The sequence below is a fragment of the Olleya marilimosa CAM030 genome, from assembly GCF_000518485.1.
GTDB classification, from domain to species: Bacteria; Bacteroidota; Bacteroidia; order Flavobacteriales; family Flavobacteriaceae; genus Olleya; species Olleya marilimosa.
Window position 1 is genome coordinate 218,507 of record NZ_JADR01000002.1, and the last position, 19,718, is coordinate 238,224.

Annotated in this window: 16 protein-coding genes; all 16 read right to left on the reverse strand. The window is 30.0% G+C overall.

Translation table 11 applies throughout. The annotated features are described in order from the left end of the window. A complete protein-coding gene (locus tag M890_RS0105010; protein ID WP_028282483.1) occupies positions 1-2,682 on the reverse strand; it encodes a carboxypeptidase-like regulatory domain-containing protein in 2,682 nt (893 codons plus the stop codon). Beyond that, entirely contained in the window at positions 2,664-3,491 is an 828-nt protein-coding gene (locus M890_RS16380) for a GLPGLI family protein (RefSeq protein ID WP_051437450.1), read from the reverse strand. The genes M890_RS0105010 and M890_RS16380 overlap by 19 nt, the downstream gene beginning before the upstream one ends. Positions 3,492-3,630: 139 nt before the next feature. After that, complete coding sequence (locus M890_RS0105020; protein WP_036597167.1) at positions 3,631-6,309, reverse strand: carboxypeptidase-like regulatory domain-containing protein; 2,679 nt, start codon at positions 6,307-6,309, stop codon at positions 3,631-3,633. A 4-nt stretch (positions 6,310-6,313) separates the two neighbouring features. Beyond that, positions 6,314-7,066 (reverse strand): GLPGLI family protein, encoded by a 753-nt coding sequence (locus M890_RS0105025; protein WP_028282485.1) that lies wholly within the window; start codon positions 7,064-7,066, stop codon positions 6,314-6,316. 86 nt (positions 7,067-7,152) lie between these two features. Further along, complete coding sequence (locus tag M890_RS16385) at positions 7,153-7,905, reverse strand: GLPGLI family protein (protein ID WP_051437451.1); 753 nt, start codon at positions 7,903-7,905, stop codon at positions 7,153-7,155. Between the two features lie 3 nt (positions 7,906-7,908). Next, on the reverse strand, positions 7,909-8,154 hold the full coding sequence (locus tag M890_RS0105035; RefSeq protein ID WP_028282486.1) for a hypothetical protein: 246 nt from the start codon (positions 8,152-8,154) through the stop codon (positions 7,909-7,911). Positions 8,155-8,502: 348 nt separating this feature from the next. Continuing rightward, on the reverse strand, positions 8,503-9,279 hold the full coding sequence (locus M890_RS0105040; protein WP_028282487.1) for a glycosyltransferase family 2 protein: 777 nt from the start codon (positions 9,277-9,279) through the stop codon (positions 8,503-8,505). A 2-nt stretch (positions 9,280-9,281) separates the two neighbouring features. Next, positions 9,282-10,691: an exopolysaccharide biosynthesis polyprenyl glycosylphosphotransferase gene (locus M890_RS0105045; RefSeq protein WP_028282488.1), complete on the reverse strand. Its 1,410-nt coding sequence runs from the start codon at positions 10,689-10,691 to the stop codon at positions 9,282-9,284. Positions 10,692-10,697: 6 nt separating this feature from the next. Continuing rightward, entirely contained in the window at positions 10,698-11,687 is a 990-nt protein-coding gene (locus tag M890_RS0105050) for a UDP-glucuronic acid decarboxylase family protein (protein WP_028282489.1), read from the reverse strand. Then, complete coding sequence (locus M890_RS0105055) at positions 11,688-12,986, reverse strand: UDP-glucose dehydrogenase family protein (RefSeq protein WP_028282490.1); 1,299 nt, start codon at positions 12,984-12,986, stop codon at positions 11,688-11,690. Positions 12,987-12,998: 12 nt separating this feature from the next. Continuing rightward, positions 12,999-14,960 (reverse strand): polysaccharide biosynthesis protein, encoded by a 1,962-nt coding sequence (locus M890_RS0105060; RefSeq protein WP_028282491.1) that lies wholly within the window; start codon positions 14,958-14,960, stop codon positions 12,999-13,001. Between the two features lie 98 nt (positions 14,961-15,058). Next, positions 15,059-16,186 (reverse strand): DegT/DnrJ/EryC1/StrS family aminotransferase, encoded by a 1,128-nt coding sequence (locus tag M890_RS0105065; RefSeq protein WP_028282492.1) that lies wholly within the window; start codon positions 16,184-16,186, stop codon positions 15,059-15,061. A 3-nt stretch (positions 16,187-16,189) separates the two neighbouring features. Beyond that, positions 16,190-16,831 carry an acetyltransferase gene (locus M890_RS0105070; protein WP_028282493.1) on the reverse strand — a complete coding sequence of 214 codons (642 nt, stop codon included), beginning with the start codon at positions 16,829-16,831 and terminating at the stop codon, positions 16,190-16,192. A 6-nt stretch (positions 16,832-16,837) separates the two neighbouring features. Further along, complete coding sequence (locus tag M890_RS0105075; protein WP_028282494.1) at positions 16,838-17,440, reverse strand: sugar transferase; 603 nt, start codon at positions 17,438-17,440, stop codon at positions 16,838-16,840. Further along, a complete protein-coding gene (locus M890_RS15770; protein WP_051437452.1) occupies positions 17,433-18,641 on the reverse strand; it encodes a glycosyltransferase family 4 protein in 1,209 nt (402 codons plus the stop codon). The genes M890_RS0105075 and M890_RS15770 overlap by 8 nt, the downstream gene beginning before the upstream one ends. Next, positions 18,638-19,561 (reverse strand): hypothetical protein, encoded by a 924-nt coding sequence (locus M890_RS0105085; RefSeq protein WP_157243258.1) that lies wholly within the window; start codon positions 19,559-19,561, stop codon positions 18,638-18,640. The genes M890_RS15770 and M890_RS0105085 overlap by 4 nt, the downstream gene beginning before the upstream one ends. Positions 19,562-19,718: the final 157 nt, after the last annotated feature.

Here is a 19,718-nt window from a genome sequence, read left to right on the forward strand (position 1 = left end):
TTAAAATCTATATTCTGCTTTTAAAAGTACCATGCGTGGTAGTAATCTAACTTCTGTAGTTGAAGACCCTAAATCGCTAATAGAAAAACTAGTGTAACGCTTGGTATTAAATAAGTTTTTACCAGTTATGCCTAGCGTTAGTTTTTTATCAATCAATTTGTATTGCGTTTCAAAATCTAAAAAATAATAGGTGTTGTCTGTGTCTAAACTTCCAAAATGATAACGTTCTGTTTTTACTTTTGCATCAAACTTTTTATTAAAGATAAAATCAAGATCTAAAAAAGATTGATTATTAGTAAACTTACTATTGGCAAAGGTTTCAATTTTATTTGTTGTCCAAGCAGTACCTAAATGGTAATTAAAAACCCCTTTGAAAGCAGACCGTAACTCTAATCCATAATTATAATTACTAGACACCACTGTTCTTAAATTAGAATTATTTACGACGTTTTTAAATTCATTTTTGGTGTAACCTAAATCTAATTTTAGGTTAGATGACATAAACTTAAAATAGTAATCAAACTTGGTATTAATAGTTAAAAACTGACTGTCTTTAATAAGTGTTTTCTGGGTTTGCGTATAGTTTTGATTAATAAGGGTGTTGGTGGACAAAAAATCATGATTTTTAGTATAAAGCACCAAGGTGTTTGCAAAAAACCGATTTGCCCAATTACCCAATTGATAATTAAGCATCACACTAGAGGCTTTTAATTGGTTAAAGGTATTTGTTCCTTTACTAAACGATCTAAATCCTGTTAACACATAATTACTGTACACGTCTAACACTTTGGCATTAGCCGTATTGTAACTATAAGTGGTTTGTATTTTATTATTACTATTTATAGTCCACTCTGCACCTAGACTTGGATTAATATAAAAAGGAGTTTGTTGGTTAGACGTATTGTTACTGCCTAATGTATTAAACAACTGATGCGCTTCAAGGTTACCACTTAGTGCAAAATTATCTAGTTTTATCTTGTATTTGCTTTTAAAATATAAATCGTTAACTTGATATTTAGTCTGGTTTTGATACTCTATTGGCTGATGTAACGAAACGTTATCTTCCAATAGTGTAAAACTAGTGTTTAATTTATCCTCTCTAAACTGGTTACCAAGTTGCAACTCTAATAAATGTCCATTTGATTTACGATCTAAAATATGTGCATTTACACCAACAAACTGCATTTGGTTATTACTAACCTGAAAGACATTATTTGCTGTACTATACTCTGGAAATAAATCTTGATACAAAAATTGATTTATGGTGTAATTTTGTGGCTTTTTTTCGGTAATAAAACGACCTGTAAGTAACATTACCTTTTGGTCTTTAAATTTATTAGTATAGTTTAATTTTTGATCAAAAAAAGTAGTGTTTTGTTCTAAATTTTGGAGTGTAGACACACCATTAAATACTAAATTAGCATCATTATTATAATAACCACTATTGTACTTTGTGGTAGACTCTAACATTTTAGTGTTGGAAGGCTTGTAGATAACATCCACCTTCCCAAAAGCCAATTGCTTTTTATTATCCAGCTTATAATCTTCCGTGTTAGTAAAACTGTTAGTATTTGTGGTAATATTATCCACTTGATTTCTAAAAAAAGAGGTTTCATCCCAATTAAAAAAGCCTAAGGTTTTTATTTTTAATTTATCTGAAGGATTAAATATGGCGTTTAGCGAGACCAACTCGGCATTATTAAAATTGGTGCGTTCTTTTTTAAAATTAGAATCGGAAGCCGATAAGCCTATTAAATTACTTACCGATTGATTATCTCCTATACTTGCTGGTTGATTAAGTCTAAAAGGCTTAATTAATTGTTGAATATCCCCTGTAGCATTATAGCCAATACTATTGGCATTGGCTAAAAAGTAGTATTTATTTTGTTTACCAAAATTCATCAAATTAGCCTTGTAATGATAAAAACTATCGTTACCAATATTAGCCTCCAAATTACCAAACCAAATGCGTTTTGATTTTTCGTTTAATTTTAAGTTTAAAGCTACCTTATCGCTTACTTCTATATCTTTTAGCAAGTGGTTGTTGGAGTAGTTTTGTAACACCTCGACCGTTTCAATAGGATAAGCAGGCATATTTTTGGATAATAATTTATACCCTTTTTCAAATAAATCGTCACCATCAATCATTAGTTTTTCAATCTCTTTATTACCAACTTTTATAGTGCCTTCACTGTCTATATTTAAACCTGGTATTACTTTTAGTAAATCCTCGACTGTATGTTCATTTCCTCTTGTAAAGTATTTAGTTTTAAAGGTTATGGTGTCCTTTTTTATTACCATTGGACGTTCTGATTTTATAACAACCTCATCCAATGTAAAAGGTTGTTCTTCTAAAACTACGTTTATGGTTTTATTATTTTGAGTACCATCTAATACTAATGGAATTGTTTTGGTTTTATAGCCTAATGCATTAAAAACCATATTAAATTGACCTTGGTTTTTGGTAACCAAGGTATAGTTTCCGTTGTTATCTGAATATGTGTAATTTAAAACACGATTAGTTAACGTATCTTTTATAGTTATGCTAACGGAATATAAGCTGCCATTACTATCTGAGACAGCTCCAGACAATGTTGTTTGTGAGCGACAAACGGTTTGAGACAATACTAGAAGCGTTATGAAAATTAGTTTTTTCAATATTATTATTTTTTGTCTTCCCATTCAAAAACCAACTCGCGTCCTTGTCTTTTACTATGGTCGGTAAAACCAACGGTTGTCCCTCTACCCTGTCTAGATTTAAGATTGTTTTTTAAATTATTCATTTTTTTATTAAATACCTCTTCTCTTAACGCTACAAATGCTTTTAAACCAATGTTTACATCATGCTTGTCTTGATTAAGTGTCTTTTCATTAATCGTTTTTTTAGTTATTTTAGTAACAATCCATTCGTATTTATGTGTTTGGTCATACATATCTAAAATTAGTCCTGGTAATCCATGAAACTTCCATGGTCCAAAAGTTATTGGGATGTCATTAGTATACCATGCTATATAATTTCGGCCTCTAAAACTTGTGGTTGCTTTATTGCACATATATGTGCCAATTTTAAGTGTATCTGGATGGTTTAGATCCCAATCTAGTTTAGGAAGTGCTTCCGTTACTAAATACGTTTTACTATCAAAGGTTATATTCTCTGTAGACGATAACTTATGTGTATTAAGATTTACAAAGTTTCGTTTTATAACATTTTTTTTACCAATAACAATTGTTTCGTTTATCTCCGAATCATTAGTATCATCCTTTTGTTTGCTATCTTCATCAAGCGGAATTTCGTAATAATTAGATTTATTTTCTTTTAAATATGGGATTAAAATTCCTTTTTTAGAAATTGGTACATAGTTGTTAAAATTAACCGTGTATTCTATTTGGTATTGGTTGCTAAGCGAATCTGACAGACTTGTTTTGTCTGAATTTTGTGCACTTATAAGCTGTATTGAAAATAATAAAGCAATTAAAATTTTAATTTTCATGATTGATTGATTTTATGCTAAGTGTTAACAGAATAACTGTATTATCTAACTTAAAAATACAAGTTTTTCCAAATTAATAATTGTGGTAAAAACCGGAAACAACCTCTTTCAGGTTATATTTATTTAATAAGTATCTTTATTACAATTTATAAATCACTTTAAACATGATAATACGTGGTAAAACAAATGTTTTACTATCCTGAATCAAAAAGTTACTAAAGTTATTGGTTTGCCTAAATTTGACATCAAACATATTACTTGCACTAACCTCAAATCCCCAAGGACTGTCTTCGGTTTGATAAAACAAACTGGCATTAGCCATATCAAATTGATTGGTGTTATTTGTTGTTTTGTTATTAAAGGTATCTAAACTGTAGTCTGCTTTAAAAATAAAGTCGTTTAAAAAATCATATTCCAAATTGGTAAAAAAACTGGTATTTAAAAACTGGGTAAGATTTCCTCTAGATTTGTAATTACTAGTCGCGTGCTTATAACCAACCTCAATATTAGGATGGTTTTTAAAATTAGTTTCTAGGCTTAGTGTATTATTAAAGTTTTTAGAACTGTTTAAACTAGTATTTAGATTTACAATTTGATAGTAATCATTATAACTCCATCTAGAATTAAATTTCAGCTTTAGCTTTTTAATATTTTTAGAAACACGACTAGACACACTAAGCGTTTGCTCTGGTTGATCAAACATTACTGGTGTGCTAAACTGCTCGATACCTTGTAACTGTATTGTGTTTTTTATGCTTTTTATACGTTTATTATAAGTTGTAATCAGACTATAATTTAAACCTCTAAACAAACTAAATCTCCTATAACTTACACTTGCAGTATGGTATAATGTATTACTTAGGTTTGCGTCACCTTTAAACACACTATTAAAGTTATTTAAAACAAAATTATTTGCAATCCTGTTTACTGTTGGAAAAGTAGCGTTAAGCTTATATTTAAAATCTATTTTTTCGGAATTACTAAACTCGATATTACTAGTAAATTGAGGTAATAGTACTGTTTTAGAATTACTTATACCATGAGACAATTGATTAGCCTGCCAATTATAAAAATGAAGATAAGCTGCAGGTTTAAATGTTGCAATCCCTATTTGAAACTTGTACTCTAAGCCTAAATAGGTATCCATTAAATTATAATGCAACTGATTATTAAATCCTGCGGTTTCAAAATTGTTAATAGTCCCATCACTAAGTTGTTGTAAATCTTGAGTATTAAAACTATTAAATGCTGCATTAACACCCAAAGACGTATATAAATGATTAAAATTATTTAGTACCCAATAGTCTTTTAAAATGGTATTTACGCTATTGGTTTTTACCGTTTTAGTCTGTTGGATATTATAATTTACATCCATTTGCAAGGGTATTAAACCTTGTAATATTTGCTGATTGGTTAGCCAATTAGTAATGGGTTGATCATTTTTAAAATTATATATGCTTTGTAAAGTTGCTGTGTGATTTTTGGATAACTTCCTGCTATAACTAAAGTTTTGCTTTAGATTTAATCCTGTAACATTGTTAGTTGTGCTAATAGTATTATCCTGTGATGGATTAATCGTATTTATTACTCCTAAACCTTTATTGTTGGTTACTTTTATTACGGTATTTATATTTAGATCTTCTTTTATGGTTGGTTTATACTCTAAAGTTACTTTTCCTATGCTAAAAAAATTATCCAACGCATTATTAGCAAAACGTTGTTCTGTAAATGGTTGGTCAATATTTTGATAAGTATTTATGGTATTACTTGCAGTGGTATTTTTTTCGTTATTAACAATCGCGTAAGCGCTTAAATCTGTAACCTGGTTAATGGATTGCCTGATATTAAAAGCGCCAAATTGGTTGGTACTTGACTTATAGTCTTGATTGTCTAAAAATTGGGCAAAATCACTGCGATATAGTTTAAAATAGTTTCCTGCATCGCTTAACAATTTACCTATACCTCCTTCAAACTCTAAATAATCTTTAATAGTAAAACTTTTGACACCAGTGTTATTAAGATCACCAATAGCGTTTACATTGGTTTTAGGGCTGTAATAAAAAATACTTGGATGCACTACGTAGCGATCTTTAATACCTGCTCCAGCTTCAATATCTCCAAACATAAATTTTTTCTTGTCCTCTTTTAACTTAATGTTTAAAGCCATGTCATCGCTATCTTGCAAGCCTTTTAACATTGCGACATCATTGTAGTTGTCTAAAACCTCAACTTTATCTACTGCATCTGCAGGAATATTATTAACAGCTAGTTTACTGTCTCCTGTAAAAAAGGTTTTATTTTCTACTAAAACTTTAGTGACTTTAGTACCATTAACTGTGACATTACCGCTACGATCCACGTCTACACCTGGTAATTTTTTAAGGACATCCTTAAGTTTACGTTCTTCACCTGTTACAAATTTATCTGTTAGATAAACAATGGTGTCTTTTTTGACCACCATTGGCGGAGTGTATGTAATAGTGACCTCGTCTAATTGGTCTAAATTTTCTTTTAAAATGATGTTATTGGAGGTGTCTTTGTCTAAATTAACATCTTCGACGTTAGGTAAAAACCCTAAATAACTTGTTGTAACGGTATAATTTTGATTTTTTTCTAATTGTAATTTGTAATTACCATCTTGGTTAGTAATTGCAAACGTAACGTCAATATTATCTGCAACTGGAACTGCCAAAATATTAGCATATTGCAAGGGTTGTTGCAAGCTGTCTGACACTTTACCTTGCAAGGTAATGGTTTGCGCTTGTAGAGCTACACTAATTGACATTACTAAAATCAAAACTAAATATTTAATTAACATAGCTTTATTGTCTAGATTGCTTTGCTCGTTTTATTCTAGCTTCTAAATTAGCTTTAATTTCAGAAAAAAAAGTTTTTCGTTGTACCTCTTTTCCCTCAGTTGGTTGCTCTATTTTATGGTCTACATCAAATTTTATTTCTGAAGCAAAATAAGTGTTATTACCTACATTTACTTCTAAGATTAATCCAGGCAGACCTTCAAACTGAAGTGGACCAAAAGGTACTGGTATTTGTGTTGTATACCATGCCTCTATAGCCATACCATCTTTATAAGCCAAAACCTCTGAGCTATTTAATAGTTGTGCTTTAAAACAAGTATAATCGCCAATTTTTTTATAGTCTTTAGTCAACTTCCAATTTAGTTGCTTTGTGCTATCTACAACCAAAAGTTTTTCGCCTCCCATTGTCATTGCATACAATGTTTTGTTCTCTTTTAGATTAACGTAATACTTTTGGTGTTTTACTCTTTTTATAATTTTATTTAACTCGTTTTGTTCGTTGTCTGAATCTAAAGTTATTTTAATGTCATTTAAAGAAAAGTAGGATTGATTTGCATCAAATAGTAAGCTATAACTAAGATGTTTATAATTATCGGCACCTTCAACTATTTTTTTTAATGAGGACTCAGAAAAGTCACTTTTTAAATTTTCTTTTATAGCCTCAAGGTTTACTACTCTGTTGTAGGTTACCTTATTAATTTTGTTTTGACTTATCCCTTGATAAGCAAAACATAGTAGGAATATTAAAATATATTTCATAATTAAAAATTGAAACTGTGTAAAACGCCTTAAATATTAAAACTAAATTCTTGTTCTTTATTTTTGTTTTTTTTGAATTTTAGCCATTAATTATTCCTTCTTTCTTCTTTAAGTTTAGCTATTTTATGAGATAATTCTTCTTTAGAAATAAATTCGCCTTTTGGTGTTTTTTCAAGCTCCTGACTGTTTTTATGAAATTTAATTTGAGTAGCAGTATAAATTAAAGTTTTAAAATTTAATTCTAAAATTAATCCTGGTAAATTATAAAACCCTCTTGGACCAAATCTAAATGGTATTTCTGGTGCAAACCAAGCTGATACTTTATGCAATTGCTTTTTTCCATTGACATATTCTACATAATCTGTTGTTGCTAAATAGCAGACATATTTGTCAATTGTTTTACTTTGGTTTGTAATCTTCCAATTTTTAATACTAATAGAATCCTTATAAATGTATTTTTTATTTAAAAAATTAAACCATTTTTTGCATTCATTAGGTTTGATGTTATAATAATACTTGGTTTCAAGTTCAGACATGATTTTAGCAAGTTTAGACTCAAACGGATTAACATCATTATCCATTTGATTTACTCCAGTAAAAACTGCTGAATTTTGATTAGCATTTAAAATCATTTTTATCGAGCTTAATAATGCTATTCCCTTACTATAGGTTTTTACCACTTCTGGCGCATCCTCGATTTTATTTAAGTGCTTTTTAATGGTGTCATTTTCTACTTTTTGACTATTAAAAGTTATTTTATAATCAACGGTTAAACTTTGCTGAGCGTAAGAATTTGCCACCAATAGAAAAATGAAAATAATATAGCTTGTTCTATTCATAATTTATTGACTCCAATAAGATCCAGCAATAAAATCTACTTCTGCAACACACTTATCAAAATAAGTGTTTCCTACTGCATAAGCAGCCTCAGCATCAAGACCCAAAGAAACGCCTAAGGCTTCATAACCTTCAGCACCAGCAAAACAGTGATCATAATTAAACGATGGATCACTTTCTTCCATGAAGCTTACGGAATCCATACTCATCATAAATAAAGCTACAAAAGTTAATCCTAATAATTTTTTCATAATTTCTAAAATATTAAACCAGTTACATTGTTTAAACTGGTTGATAATTAATTAAGTTATTAGTCGATATTTAAATTAATAGTTGTCGCTATTAAATTTGTAATAAGTTGTCAAAAAAATAAAAAACAAGCGCTTGTTAGAGATTAATCTTGCGTCTCTAGCTAGTAGTTAAAATTGACAACGTTTAACTATTATACTATTAACAAACCGAAGCTAAATCTAAAAAAATAAAACATTGATATTTTAATCGTTTTTTTTTGCGATTTATCGAAAACAACACGTTTCGCTCATTTTGTGTTGTGGTTAAAACCACACATAATCAAATGTTTATAAAAAACGCTAGGTAAACTATTGTTTAGTAGATACAATTAGTCTAGACTTTACAAAAAAATGTTCGTAAATAAAAATAACCATGCTGTATATGGATTTTATTGTTGAAAATCCTAAGCCTTTTTTATACACCCAATAGTTATGTTTTAATAACTCTAATTTATTAGAAGAGATAGAGTTTGATCTAACACGATAATATGCTAATGGCTCTTGGACACCTAGAGCAGGTTTACCAGACTTTTTGATGGCAGACAACCATAGTAACCAATCCTGTCGTTTGCGTAGGTTAGGCGCTGTTATTTTACCTAAGGCTTTGGCATTATACATTCCGGTAAGATTACCTATGTAATTAGTTTTTAAATATTTTTTATAACTGAGTTGTGGTAATGCTTTTACTAACTTGTTTAATGATTGTCCTGCCTCATTAATCTGTTTGTAACTACTAAAACTTACATCACAATTTTGGGTTAGCATAACATTAACTTGAATTTCCAATTTATTATGCATCCACAAATCATCTGCATCTAAAAAAGCAATAAAATCGCCTTGTGAAGCTTCAATACCTTTATTTCTGGATATTGCTGCGCCTGCATTAGTTGTATTTGATAGTAATTGGATATTATCATGCATGGCAACATATTTTGTTACTAATGCAATGGTATTATCTGTTGAGCAGTCGTCTATTAACCATAACTCCCAATTAGTATACGTCTGACACAAAATACTTTTTATAGTCTGATCTATAAAAGCTTCTGAGTTATACATTGGTGTTATTATAGAGACTAATGGTTTCATGTTTAGTAGGCTTCTTTTTGACCTTTAAAAACGTTTATCATGGTTTGAAAAATGATTCTAATGTCTAATACTAGTGACCAATTTTCGATATAAAAATTATCGTATTTAATACGGTTAATTATGTCTTCGTCATTTTTTATTTCACCTCTATAACCTTTGACTTGGGCTAATCCAGTAACGCCAGGCTTAACGTTGTGTCTAAATATAAAATTGTACTTATCAATTTTTTTTGAATAATCATCTGTATAAGATAGCATGTGTGGTCTGGGTCCAACAACACTCATGTCACCTTTTAATACATTATAAAATTGCGGAAACTCGTCCAAACTAGTTTTACGTAAAAACTTACCAATTTTAGTTACTCGTTTATCATTTTGTGTGATATAGGTTCCTGCAATAGTTTTATTAGTTTTTAAAGATCTAAATTTATAACAAGTAAACTCTTTATAATTAATTCCGTTACGTGTGTGTTTATAAAATAAAGGTCCTTTAGATTCTAATTTTATTACAATAAACAATAATGGGACTAGCCATGATAAGATAAAAATTATAATAAGTGATGAAAAAATAACATCAAAAATGCGTTTAATAAATTTATTAAAATCATTGTTTAAAGTTACCTCTGGCATTGACAATACTGGTAGATAATTATAATAATCTGTTTTTAATCTACTAGTTAGCAACTTATTGGTTTTAGGTATAAACTTAATGTTACAGTGATTAATCTCGGCATACTTAACATAATCATTGACTTGCTTCTCTGTCAGTTCATCAATTGCACAATAAATCTCGTCAATACTTTTATCGTTAGATAAAAATTGAAAACTATCTGAAATATTTCCTGTATACGATTTAGAATCTGTATTTGCAAAGGTCGCTTTAATGGTATACCCTAATTCTTTACGTTTGGTAAATAATTGTTTTAGCTCTTGTGCGCCTTCACCTTTACCTATTATAACTACGCGTCTAACATTTCCTTTTAAAAAGGAACGATAAGACTTTAAAATATAGTAACTAACTAGTTTTGCAGTACTAATAAATAAAAACGATAGTAATAAGTATTTTAGGGTTGTAAAAGCTGGTGTATCTATACTTCTAAAAGCACCTATAAAAGCATACACTATAATACCAAAAGCTAAAAATTGCTTTATAATTAATGATATAATATTGATACTTGAAGTGTAACGATAAACCTCATAAAACCGCAATAAAGACGTCGATATCATCCAGAAAAATATGGAATATACCACGTACAAAAAGTGTTTATTATTTAATATCTCTATATCAAAATAGTAAAGACTTGATTGGTTAAAATTGAAAAAGTAAAACGCTAACACATTAATGACAAGTAGGTCAAAAATGATAAGTATAGGTCTAAGTAACCAAGAGTACCTTCCGCGTTTATACTCCATAGAAAATTACTTATTAAAATTTGAAAAATCTTTGTGTTCGCTTTTATGAAGCTCTGCTTCTGTTAAGTTTTTAAAGTAGTCATAAGTTTTTTTCATACCTTCTTCTCTTCCTACTTTAGGTTCCCAATTTAATAATTTTTTAGCCAATGAAATATCAGGTTGGCGTTGCATAGGGTCATCTACTGGCAAGTCTTTATAAACTACTTTTTGGGTTGTGCCTGTTAGTTTAATAATCTCTTCAGCAAAATCTTTAATGGTAATTTCGTGCGGATTTCCAATATTTACAGGGTTTGCATAATCACTTAATAGTAATCTATAGATCCCTTCTACTTGGTCTGTCACATAACAAAATGAGCGTGTTTGACTACCATCACCAAATACGGTCAAGTCTTCACCACGAAGTGCTTGACCCATAAAAGCAGGAATTACACGTCCATCGTTAAGTCGCATTCTTGGTCCATAAGTGTTAAAAATACGAACAATACGCGTCTCTAACCCATGAAACCTATGATAGGCCATAGTTATGGATTCTTGAAAACGTTTAGCCTCGTCATACACACCTCTTGGTCCAATGGTATTGACATTACCATAATAGTCCTCTGTCTGTGGATGCACTAATGGGTCACCATATACCTCTGATGTAGATGCAATAAGTAACCTTGCATTTTTCGCTTTAGCTAAACCTAACAAATTATGGGTCCCTAAGCTTCCTACTTTTAATGTTTGAATAGGAATTTTAAGGTAATCTATAGGACTTGCAGGTGATGCAAAATGCAAAATGTAATCTAAATCACCTTGTATATTGATAAAATTTGTGACATCATGTTGAATAAAAAGAAAATTAGCATTTGAAGACAGGTGTGCTATATTTTTGGGATCCCCTGTTATGAAGTTATCCATACCAATAACAAAATAACCTTCATTAATAAAACGATCGCATAAGTGTGATCCTAAAAATCCTGCTGCTCCAGTAATTAAAACTCTTTTTTGACTCATTTATCTTCCTATTGAGACATATTTAAACCCTTCATTTTCAACATCTTTTACGTCATATAAATTACGTCCATCAAATATGGTTGGACTATTCATTATATCTTTAATTTTTGCGAAATTTGGAGTTCTAAAAATACTCCACTCTGTAGAAATAATTAATGCATCTGCTTTGCTTAATGCTTCATACATACTATCTGCAAAGTTAATTTTATCACCTAATTTACGTTTAACATTTGGCATAGCCTCTGGATCAAAAGCTGTTATATTACATCCTGCTTCTAATAAAGCATCAATCATATATAAAGCAGGAGCCTCTCTAATATCGTCTGTTTCAGGTTTAAATGCTAATCCCCAAATAGCTATATTTTTTCCTTTTAGGTCATTATTAAAATGAGATTCTATCTTAGGTATTAACACCAATTTTTGTCTAGCATTAACATTAATAACCGCATCTAAAATTTTAAAATCATAGTTGTTATCCAATCCTGACTTACGTAATGCTTTTACATCTTTAGGAAAGCATGAACCACCATAACCTATACCTGGAAACAAAAATCGTTTTCCAATACGAGAGTCTGTTCCCATACCAATTCTAACTTTATCTACGTCTGCTCCTACTTTTTCACAAAAGTTAGCAATCTCATTCATGAATGTAATTTTAGCTGCTAAAAACGAATTTGAAGCGTACTTTGTCAGTTCGGCAGATTTTTCATCCATTACAATTATTGGATTACCTGATCTTACGTATGGTTTGTATAGCTTTTCCATTAGTTTTGTTGCACGATCACTACTTGATCCAACAACAATACGTTCTGGTTTTAAAAAGTCGTCTACAGCAAATCCTTCGCGTAAAAATTCCGGGTTAGAGACTACGTCAAAATCTACTGTAGCGTTTTTTGAGATAGCTGCATGTACTTTATCAGAAGTACCTACTGGAACTGTGCTTTTATCTACAATGACTTTGTAGTCTTTTATTAATTTTCCGATGTTATCTGCAACACCTAAAATATATTTTAAGTCTGCAGATCCGTCTTCATCTTCTGGTGTTGGTAATGCCAGAAAAATGATATCTCCATGCTCTAAACCTTCTTCTAAACTAGTAGAAAATTTAAGTCTATTAGCTTTAATGTTTCTTTCAAATAATACATCTAAATGAGGTTCGTAAATAGGAACCTCACCTGACTGCATTTGTTTTACTTTTTCCTGATCTATATCTATGCAAAGTACTTCGTTTCCTGTTTCTGCTAAACAGGTTCCTGTTACTAAACCAACATATCCTGTCCCAATTACTGCTATTTTCATTTGTATATATATTTAAACTATTTTTTTGTCAAAAATTTCAAAATCAGAATTCATACTTAAAAATTCAGGTACGATCTCTTTCATTTTTTTTACGATTTCATTTTTATTGTCTTCTTTAGCTAAAACAAATAGCTCATGAACGTCTTTGTTAATTTCTGTATAACTACAGTTTTCTACTTTTGCAATCATAATTTTACTATTGTAAGTAGGTAAAGTTGTTGACTTATCACTTAGCAACTCTTCATATAGCTTTTCTCCTGGTCTTAATCCTACAACTTTAATGTCGATATCTTTATAAGGTACAAAGCCAGCTAAACGGATAATTTTTTTAGCCAAGTCAATTATCTTAACAGCTTCTCCCATATCAAAGATAAAAATCTCTCCACCATTACCCATTGCGCCTGCTTCCAATACTAATTGGCAAGCTTCTGGTATGGTCATAAAATACCTAATAATATCTGGATGCGTTATAGTTAAGGGTCCACCTTCTTCAATTTGCCTTTTAAACAATGGTACAACAGAGCCATTACTACCCAAAACATTTCCAAATCTTGTGGTTACAAAGTTAGTTTTGTTTTTAGGGTCTGCCATTGCTTTAACTTGTAAAGCTTGGACATAAATCTCGGCAATACGTTTAGAAGCACCCATTACATTACTAGGGTTTACAGCCTTATCTGTTGAGACCATAACAAATTTTTCTGCTTTGAATTTATAAGATAAATCTGCTACGTTTTTAGAGCCCATAATATTTGCAAAAATGGCTTCCGATGGATGTTTTTCCATTAGTGGTACATGCTTGTATGCTGCTGCATGGTATACCACTTGCGGACTATTTTTTTTAAATACATCTTCTAAAACGTCTACTTTTCTGACATCACCAATAACAGCCTCAAAGTTTAGCTCAGGAAAATCGTGTTTAATTTCTTGTTGGATTTCGTATAAAGGCGATTCGGCTTGATCAAAAATCAATAGTTTGCTAGGTTTATAGCTAGCTACTTGTCTGACAATTTCGCTTCCAATAGATCCTGCTCCACCTGTTACTAAGATGCATTTATTAAAGATTTCTTTAGCAACTAATTTGTTATCTAATTTTATAGGTTCTCTTTCTAAAATATCTTCAATTTGTATTTTTTGGATTTGATTAGAAAGTGTAGTATTTTTTTCAATATCAGAAATTAAAGGCGCTCTAAAAACCTTGTAGTTAAACTCTAAACAGCTGTCTACGATTTTAATACTTTCCTCTTTTGTTAAAGTACTATCAGCAATTATTAATGCTTGTGCATTATATATTCTAAGTAAGACAGCTGTATTGCGTTTTAAATGAATAATTGGTAATCCTAAAATCTCTTTACTTCTATTTTTACCATCCTTATCAATAAATCCTAAAATTTTGTATCGAGAGGGTTTTTCAGATTTTAATGCACTAGCGATTGCGATTGCGTTTTCACCTGTACCATAAATTAAAACGTTTAATCTAGCTTCTTCGTCATTATAACGTTGGTACACTTCAAACACTTGTTTTACTAAAATCCTAAATAAGAATAAACCACAAAATGATACAATTGAATAAATGAATAGTTGCGGAATTGAGAATAACTCGTCACCAATTAAAAATAAATAACCGTAATAAAGTCCTAAAGCTGAAAGCAATGTAGCTATAGTAGCCAAGAAAAATTTGGCAGCATCTATAAAAGTAGAATGCCTTATAAGTCCAGCATAAGTCCTAAATAGAATAAAAAATAAGACATTAATGATGACTATGAGAAACTCTTCTTTAGAAAATCCTAAATTAAAAAAAGCTGCATTTTTAATTTTGCTTACAATAATTTTAGTAAAAAATAAGGAGATTATTAATATAAAACTATCAAAACAAAGGATTGCCCACCTTGGTAAGTAATTTATATTTTTAAAATCTATTTTTTTTTGACTAGATTCTAAAACTTGAAATAAAGCTTGTTTTAATTGTTTAAGCATTTGGATCTTTAATAAAAGTTAACAAATATCTTAAAATATAATGATAATATTACCAAATTTATATTTAAAGCCTTTACAACTCTAGTTTATGTATTAATTTATAAAAGCTTATTTAATGCTTTTTTAATTCTATCTAAATCGGTTTGCTGTAAATTTGATCCACTAGGTAGGCATAATCCTTTTTCAAAAAGGGTTTGACTTAAATGGTCACCAAAGTATAGCGCATTTTTAAAAATTGGCTGCATGTGCATAGGTTTCCATAATGGCCTAGTCTCTATGTTTTCAGCATCCATAGCTTCTTGAAATTGTGCTTTTGTAAAAGGTGCGTCTTCATGAATTAAAATACAACTTAACCAAAAATTTGAATAAAAATCTGCGTTAGGTTGTTTTTGTACTTCGACACCTTTTATATCCTTAAAAAGATTGGTGTAAAAAGCATTCATATCACGTCTTAAGCCAATGTGTTTATCCAATACCTCCATTTGGCCACGTCCTATACCAGCCGAAATATTACTCATCCTGTAATTGAAACCAATTTTGGAATGTTCATAATGTGGTGCATTATCCCTTGCTTGCGTAGCATAAAAAATAGTTTGTTTTTTATCTTCTTCTGTATTACAAACCATTGCTCCTCCTCCCGAAGTTGTAATAATTTTATTTCCATTAAAGGATAAAATTGAGAAGTCGCCAAAAGTTCCGCATTGTCTTCCTTTATAAGTGGATCCTAGAGCTTCTGCAGCGTCTTCAACAACAGCTATTTGATATTTATTAGCGACTGCCAATAGCTCATCTATTTTGGATGGCATGCCATATAAATGTACAATAATAATCGCTTTAGGTTTTACTCCGTTGGCTATCCTGTCTTTAATGGCTTCTTCTAAATGCTTTGGACACATATTCCATGTTTCTGGTTCGCTATCTACAAAAACTGGAATTGCACCTTGATAAGCAATTGGGTTTGATGAGCCACAAAAAGTAAAAGTTTGACAAATTACCTCATCGTTTAATTTTATACCTAGCTGCACTAAAGCTAAGTGTATTGCAGCAGTACCAGATGATAAGCACGCTACTTTTTTATCTTGGCCTAAATAATTTTCTAAATCGTTTTCAAAACCACTTACATTAGGACCTAAAGGTGCCACCCAATTAGTATCAAATGCTTCCTTAATATAATTTTGCTCTGTTCCTCCCATGTGTGGAGAAGATAGCCATATTTTTGTATTCATCATTTAATGAAATTTAATAGGTTTAGCTGGAATACCAACTGCTGTACAATTTGCTGGTAAAGATTTAGCAACAACTGCTCCTGCTCCAACAATAGTATTTTCTCCGATACTTAATTGATTAATGATTTTTGCACCTGTGCCAACGTAAACGGACTGATTGATGTCAACTTCTCCCGAAATATTTACACTAGGCATAAATGAGCTATAACTAGCTATTTTAGTGTCGTGACCAACTGTACAACATAAATTAAGTGTTATAAAATCTTCTAAATTTATATTACATGTTAAAATATTTCCTGCACAAATAATATTACCTTTTCCTAGTGATACATCGTCTTTAGAAATTAAGACAGATGGATGGATTAAATTAGGATAACTAACATTAGTGTTGTTAATACATGATATAATTTTTTGTTTTATCTCTGGCACTCCAATACCTATTGCTATATTTAGTTTGTAGTCAATTTTATTTAAATCGGTCAAACCTCCTAAAACTTTTAAACCGTTAATTAAGGTTCCCTTATCAATATTATCATCAAAAAAGCCAATCAAATCAAATTGATTTGACAATTGGTTAATACTATCAATTAAAGTTTTAACCTCTCTTCCAAATCCTCCTGCTCCTATTATTGCGATTTTTTCCATTTGAAATTATTTACCTGTAAATTTTGTTGTAGTTGCCTGATTAGCTGTATTTATACCTTCGGATTTAATTACTTTCAATATTGTTTTAAATAAAATTTTTGCATCTAGTTTAAAGCTAAGATGCTCTACATACCAAACATCTAATTCAAATTTTTTCTCCCAACTAATAGCATTTCGCCCATTTACTTGTGCCCAACCTGTTATTCCCGGCTTGACATCGTGCCTTTTACTTTGTATTGGATTGTAAAGTGTTAAATACTCTGGTAATAAAGGTCTTGGTCCAATTAAACTCATGTCACCTTTTAACACATTTATTAGTTGTGGTAATTCGTCTAGTGATGTTTTTCTTACAAATTTACCTAAATTAGTTAATCTTTTTTCATCTGACAATAGATTTCCTTGGTCATCCTTTTTGTCATTCATAGTTTTAAACTTTATGACTTTGAATAACTTTCCACGCTTACCTGGTCTAATTTGGTAAAAGAATGGCTGTCCGTTATTAAAATAAGAAAGTATTACTAAAATAATAATAAATATTGGACTAAAAATTATTAAACAGAGTAATGATACTATAAAATCAAAAAATGGTTTAAAGACGTTTTTATACATTTTGTTTTTTTGTGTTTTCAATAACTTTAACCACTTGTGGTACTAGGATAGACTTATCGTATTTAGTCTCGGCTAACTGTCTTGAGTTGATAGAAAATGAATTATATAAGTCTTTATCTTGCTCTAAAATCTGTATTTTTTTTACTAACTGCTGTGGACTAGTAATATCTGCATAAAAACCGCAATTATTATCCTCTATCATGGTTTTAGTCCAACCAGCAGAATTAACTATTATTGGCTTACCTGCAGATAAAGAATCAAACAATTTGTTGGGAGAATTAGTCTTTAAAATTTCAATATTAGCAAAACTTACAAGCGAGACATCACATGCATTTACAATTTCTGAAACTTCGATCAATCCTTTTGTGCCCAAAAACTTTACATTTTCTAACGCATTATCATTCACATATTTTTTAAAGGTTTCGAACATAGCTCCTTCGCCTAAAAACACAAAATCAATGGTTGTAATATTATTGTCTTTTGCATATTTTGCTGCTTCAAAAAGGTGTTCTAAACCGTTAGCCCTACCCATTGCTCCAAAATGAATACAATTAAACTTTTGTGGATTTAAACCTAAGTTTGTTTTTTGCTGGTCTGATACTGGTCTAGGAAAAAACTCATCAATCTTAGACATATTTGGTATCATACTAACTTTGGTGTGGTCTTTAATAAACTTTAACACCCCTTTTTCCATGCCTGGTGATAATGCAATAATATGATTAGCATTTTTATATATTGTTTTTTCAAAACCTACAGCTAATTTTATTAACAGTTTGTTTTTTAAAGCTCCCATTTGGATTGGCACTTCAGGCCATAAATCTCTAACTTCAAAAGTATATGGAATCTTTTTAAACCATTTACCTATTAATGCAGGAAAACCAACTGTTAAAGGAGTAGATGTTGCAAAGACTGCATCTACATTTTTTTCTTTTAACAAGTAATAACTTGACATAAACATAAATGACAAGAAAGACTTAGCTCTAGCTATAATTGATAAGTTATTAGAGTATGGTACGTTTAAGTATAATATTTTAATACCATCAACAACCTCATGCTTTTTTGAAGAATCCATATTGTTTTTAGTACTAATAACTAAAACATCATGGTTTTTTTTTATTAATTCTTTGGCTATCCAATAAGACCTAGTTCCACCAGATTCGGTTGGTTTTCTAAAATATTGGTGTATGTAGATTATTTTCATTTTTGTAAGCTTAGTTCATTATCATAATTAATAAATAGTATAGATATAATCATAATGACTATTGTATTAACACTTGTAAGTAAATTACCCGAAAATAGAGACGCAAAAATAAGACTAAATATTATGAAATTAGAATACTTAGTAGAACTTGTACAAAGATTTTTGAAGAACGAAACATATGCAACAACTCCAATAAGCCCAAAAAATAGGATTAAATCAAACAACTCTAACTCAACACGAATATTTGCAAATTTAGGTCCCCCAAAGATATAATTCAAAATGCCCCAATTTTCTTCAATATAAGGAATAAAATAGTTTTGTAAAAGCACATTCCTATATGATGTAAGGGATGTAAAAAAACCCTCTTCTAAATACACCCTATTAAATAACGAAAACTGCTTATAAAATACATCTTGAATTACATGTCTAAATAAAAAAATCGATAGTAAAATACCTGCTAAAAAATAGTACGTTATCTTTTGCTTCAACAATTTAATATTGTCAATAAAAAAATATGATAAGAAAATTAATGTTAATAAGGAGGCCTTTTTTGTTCCAATTAAAAAAGAGCACACAATGAGTAAAACTAAAATACTTCCTATTATTACGTCCTTTTTTTTACGATATAAAAAGTAGGCAACACATATTGCTATAAAATAAAGGTAACCAGCTTCGCTATGATATAAAAGTAATCCTTGAAATCCAAACCTAGTCCCTCCAAAAAAATAAGTTTTAAACACATTAAGATTTAATAAATAACCAATTAATATAGCAACAGAGTTTATTGCCATAAACCAAATAAAACCTTGTACTTGGTACTTTAAAACACTATATATTATTGTTTTTTTAAATAAAAAAACAAATAGCAACGCGAATAAACCACTTAAAAAATAGTGTCCATTAAATAATAAATTAGCCAAGTTTAGTGATGAACACAATGTTAATTGACTAACAATAAACGCAATGGACAGCAAAGCTAATGGTAGCATAAAATTATAATCCACTTTATGTTTATTATAAAAAACATAAGCACTAATTATAATTATTATTTTAAAAATAATACCAAATCTATAATAG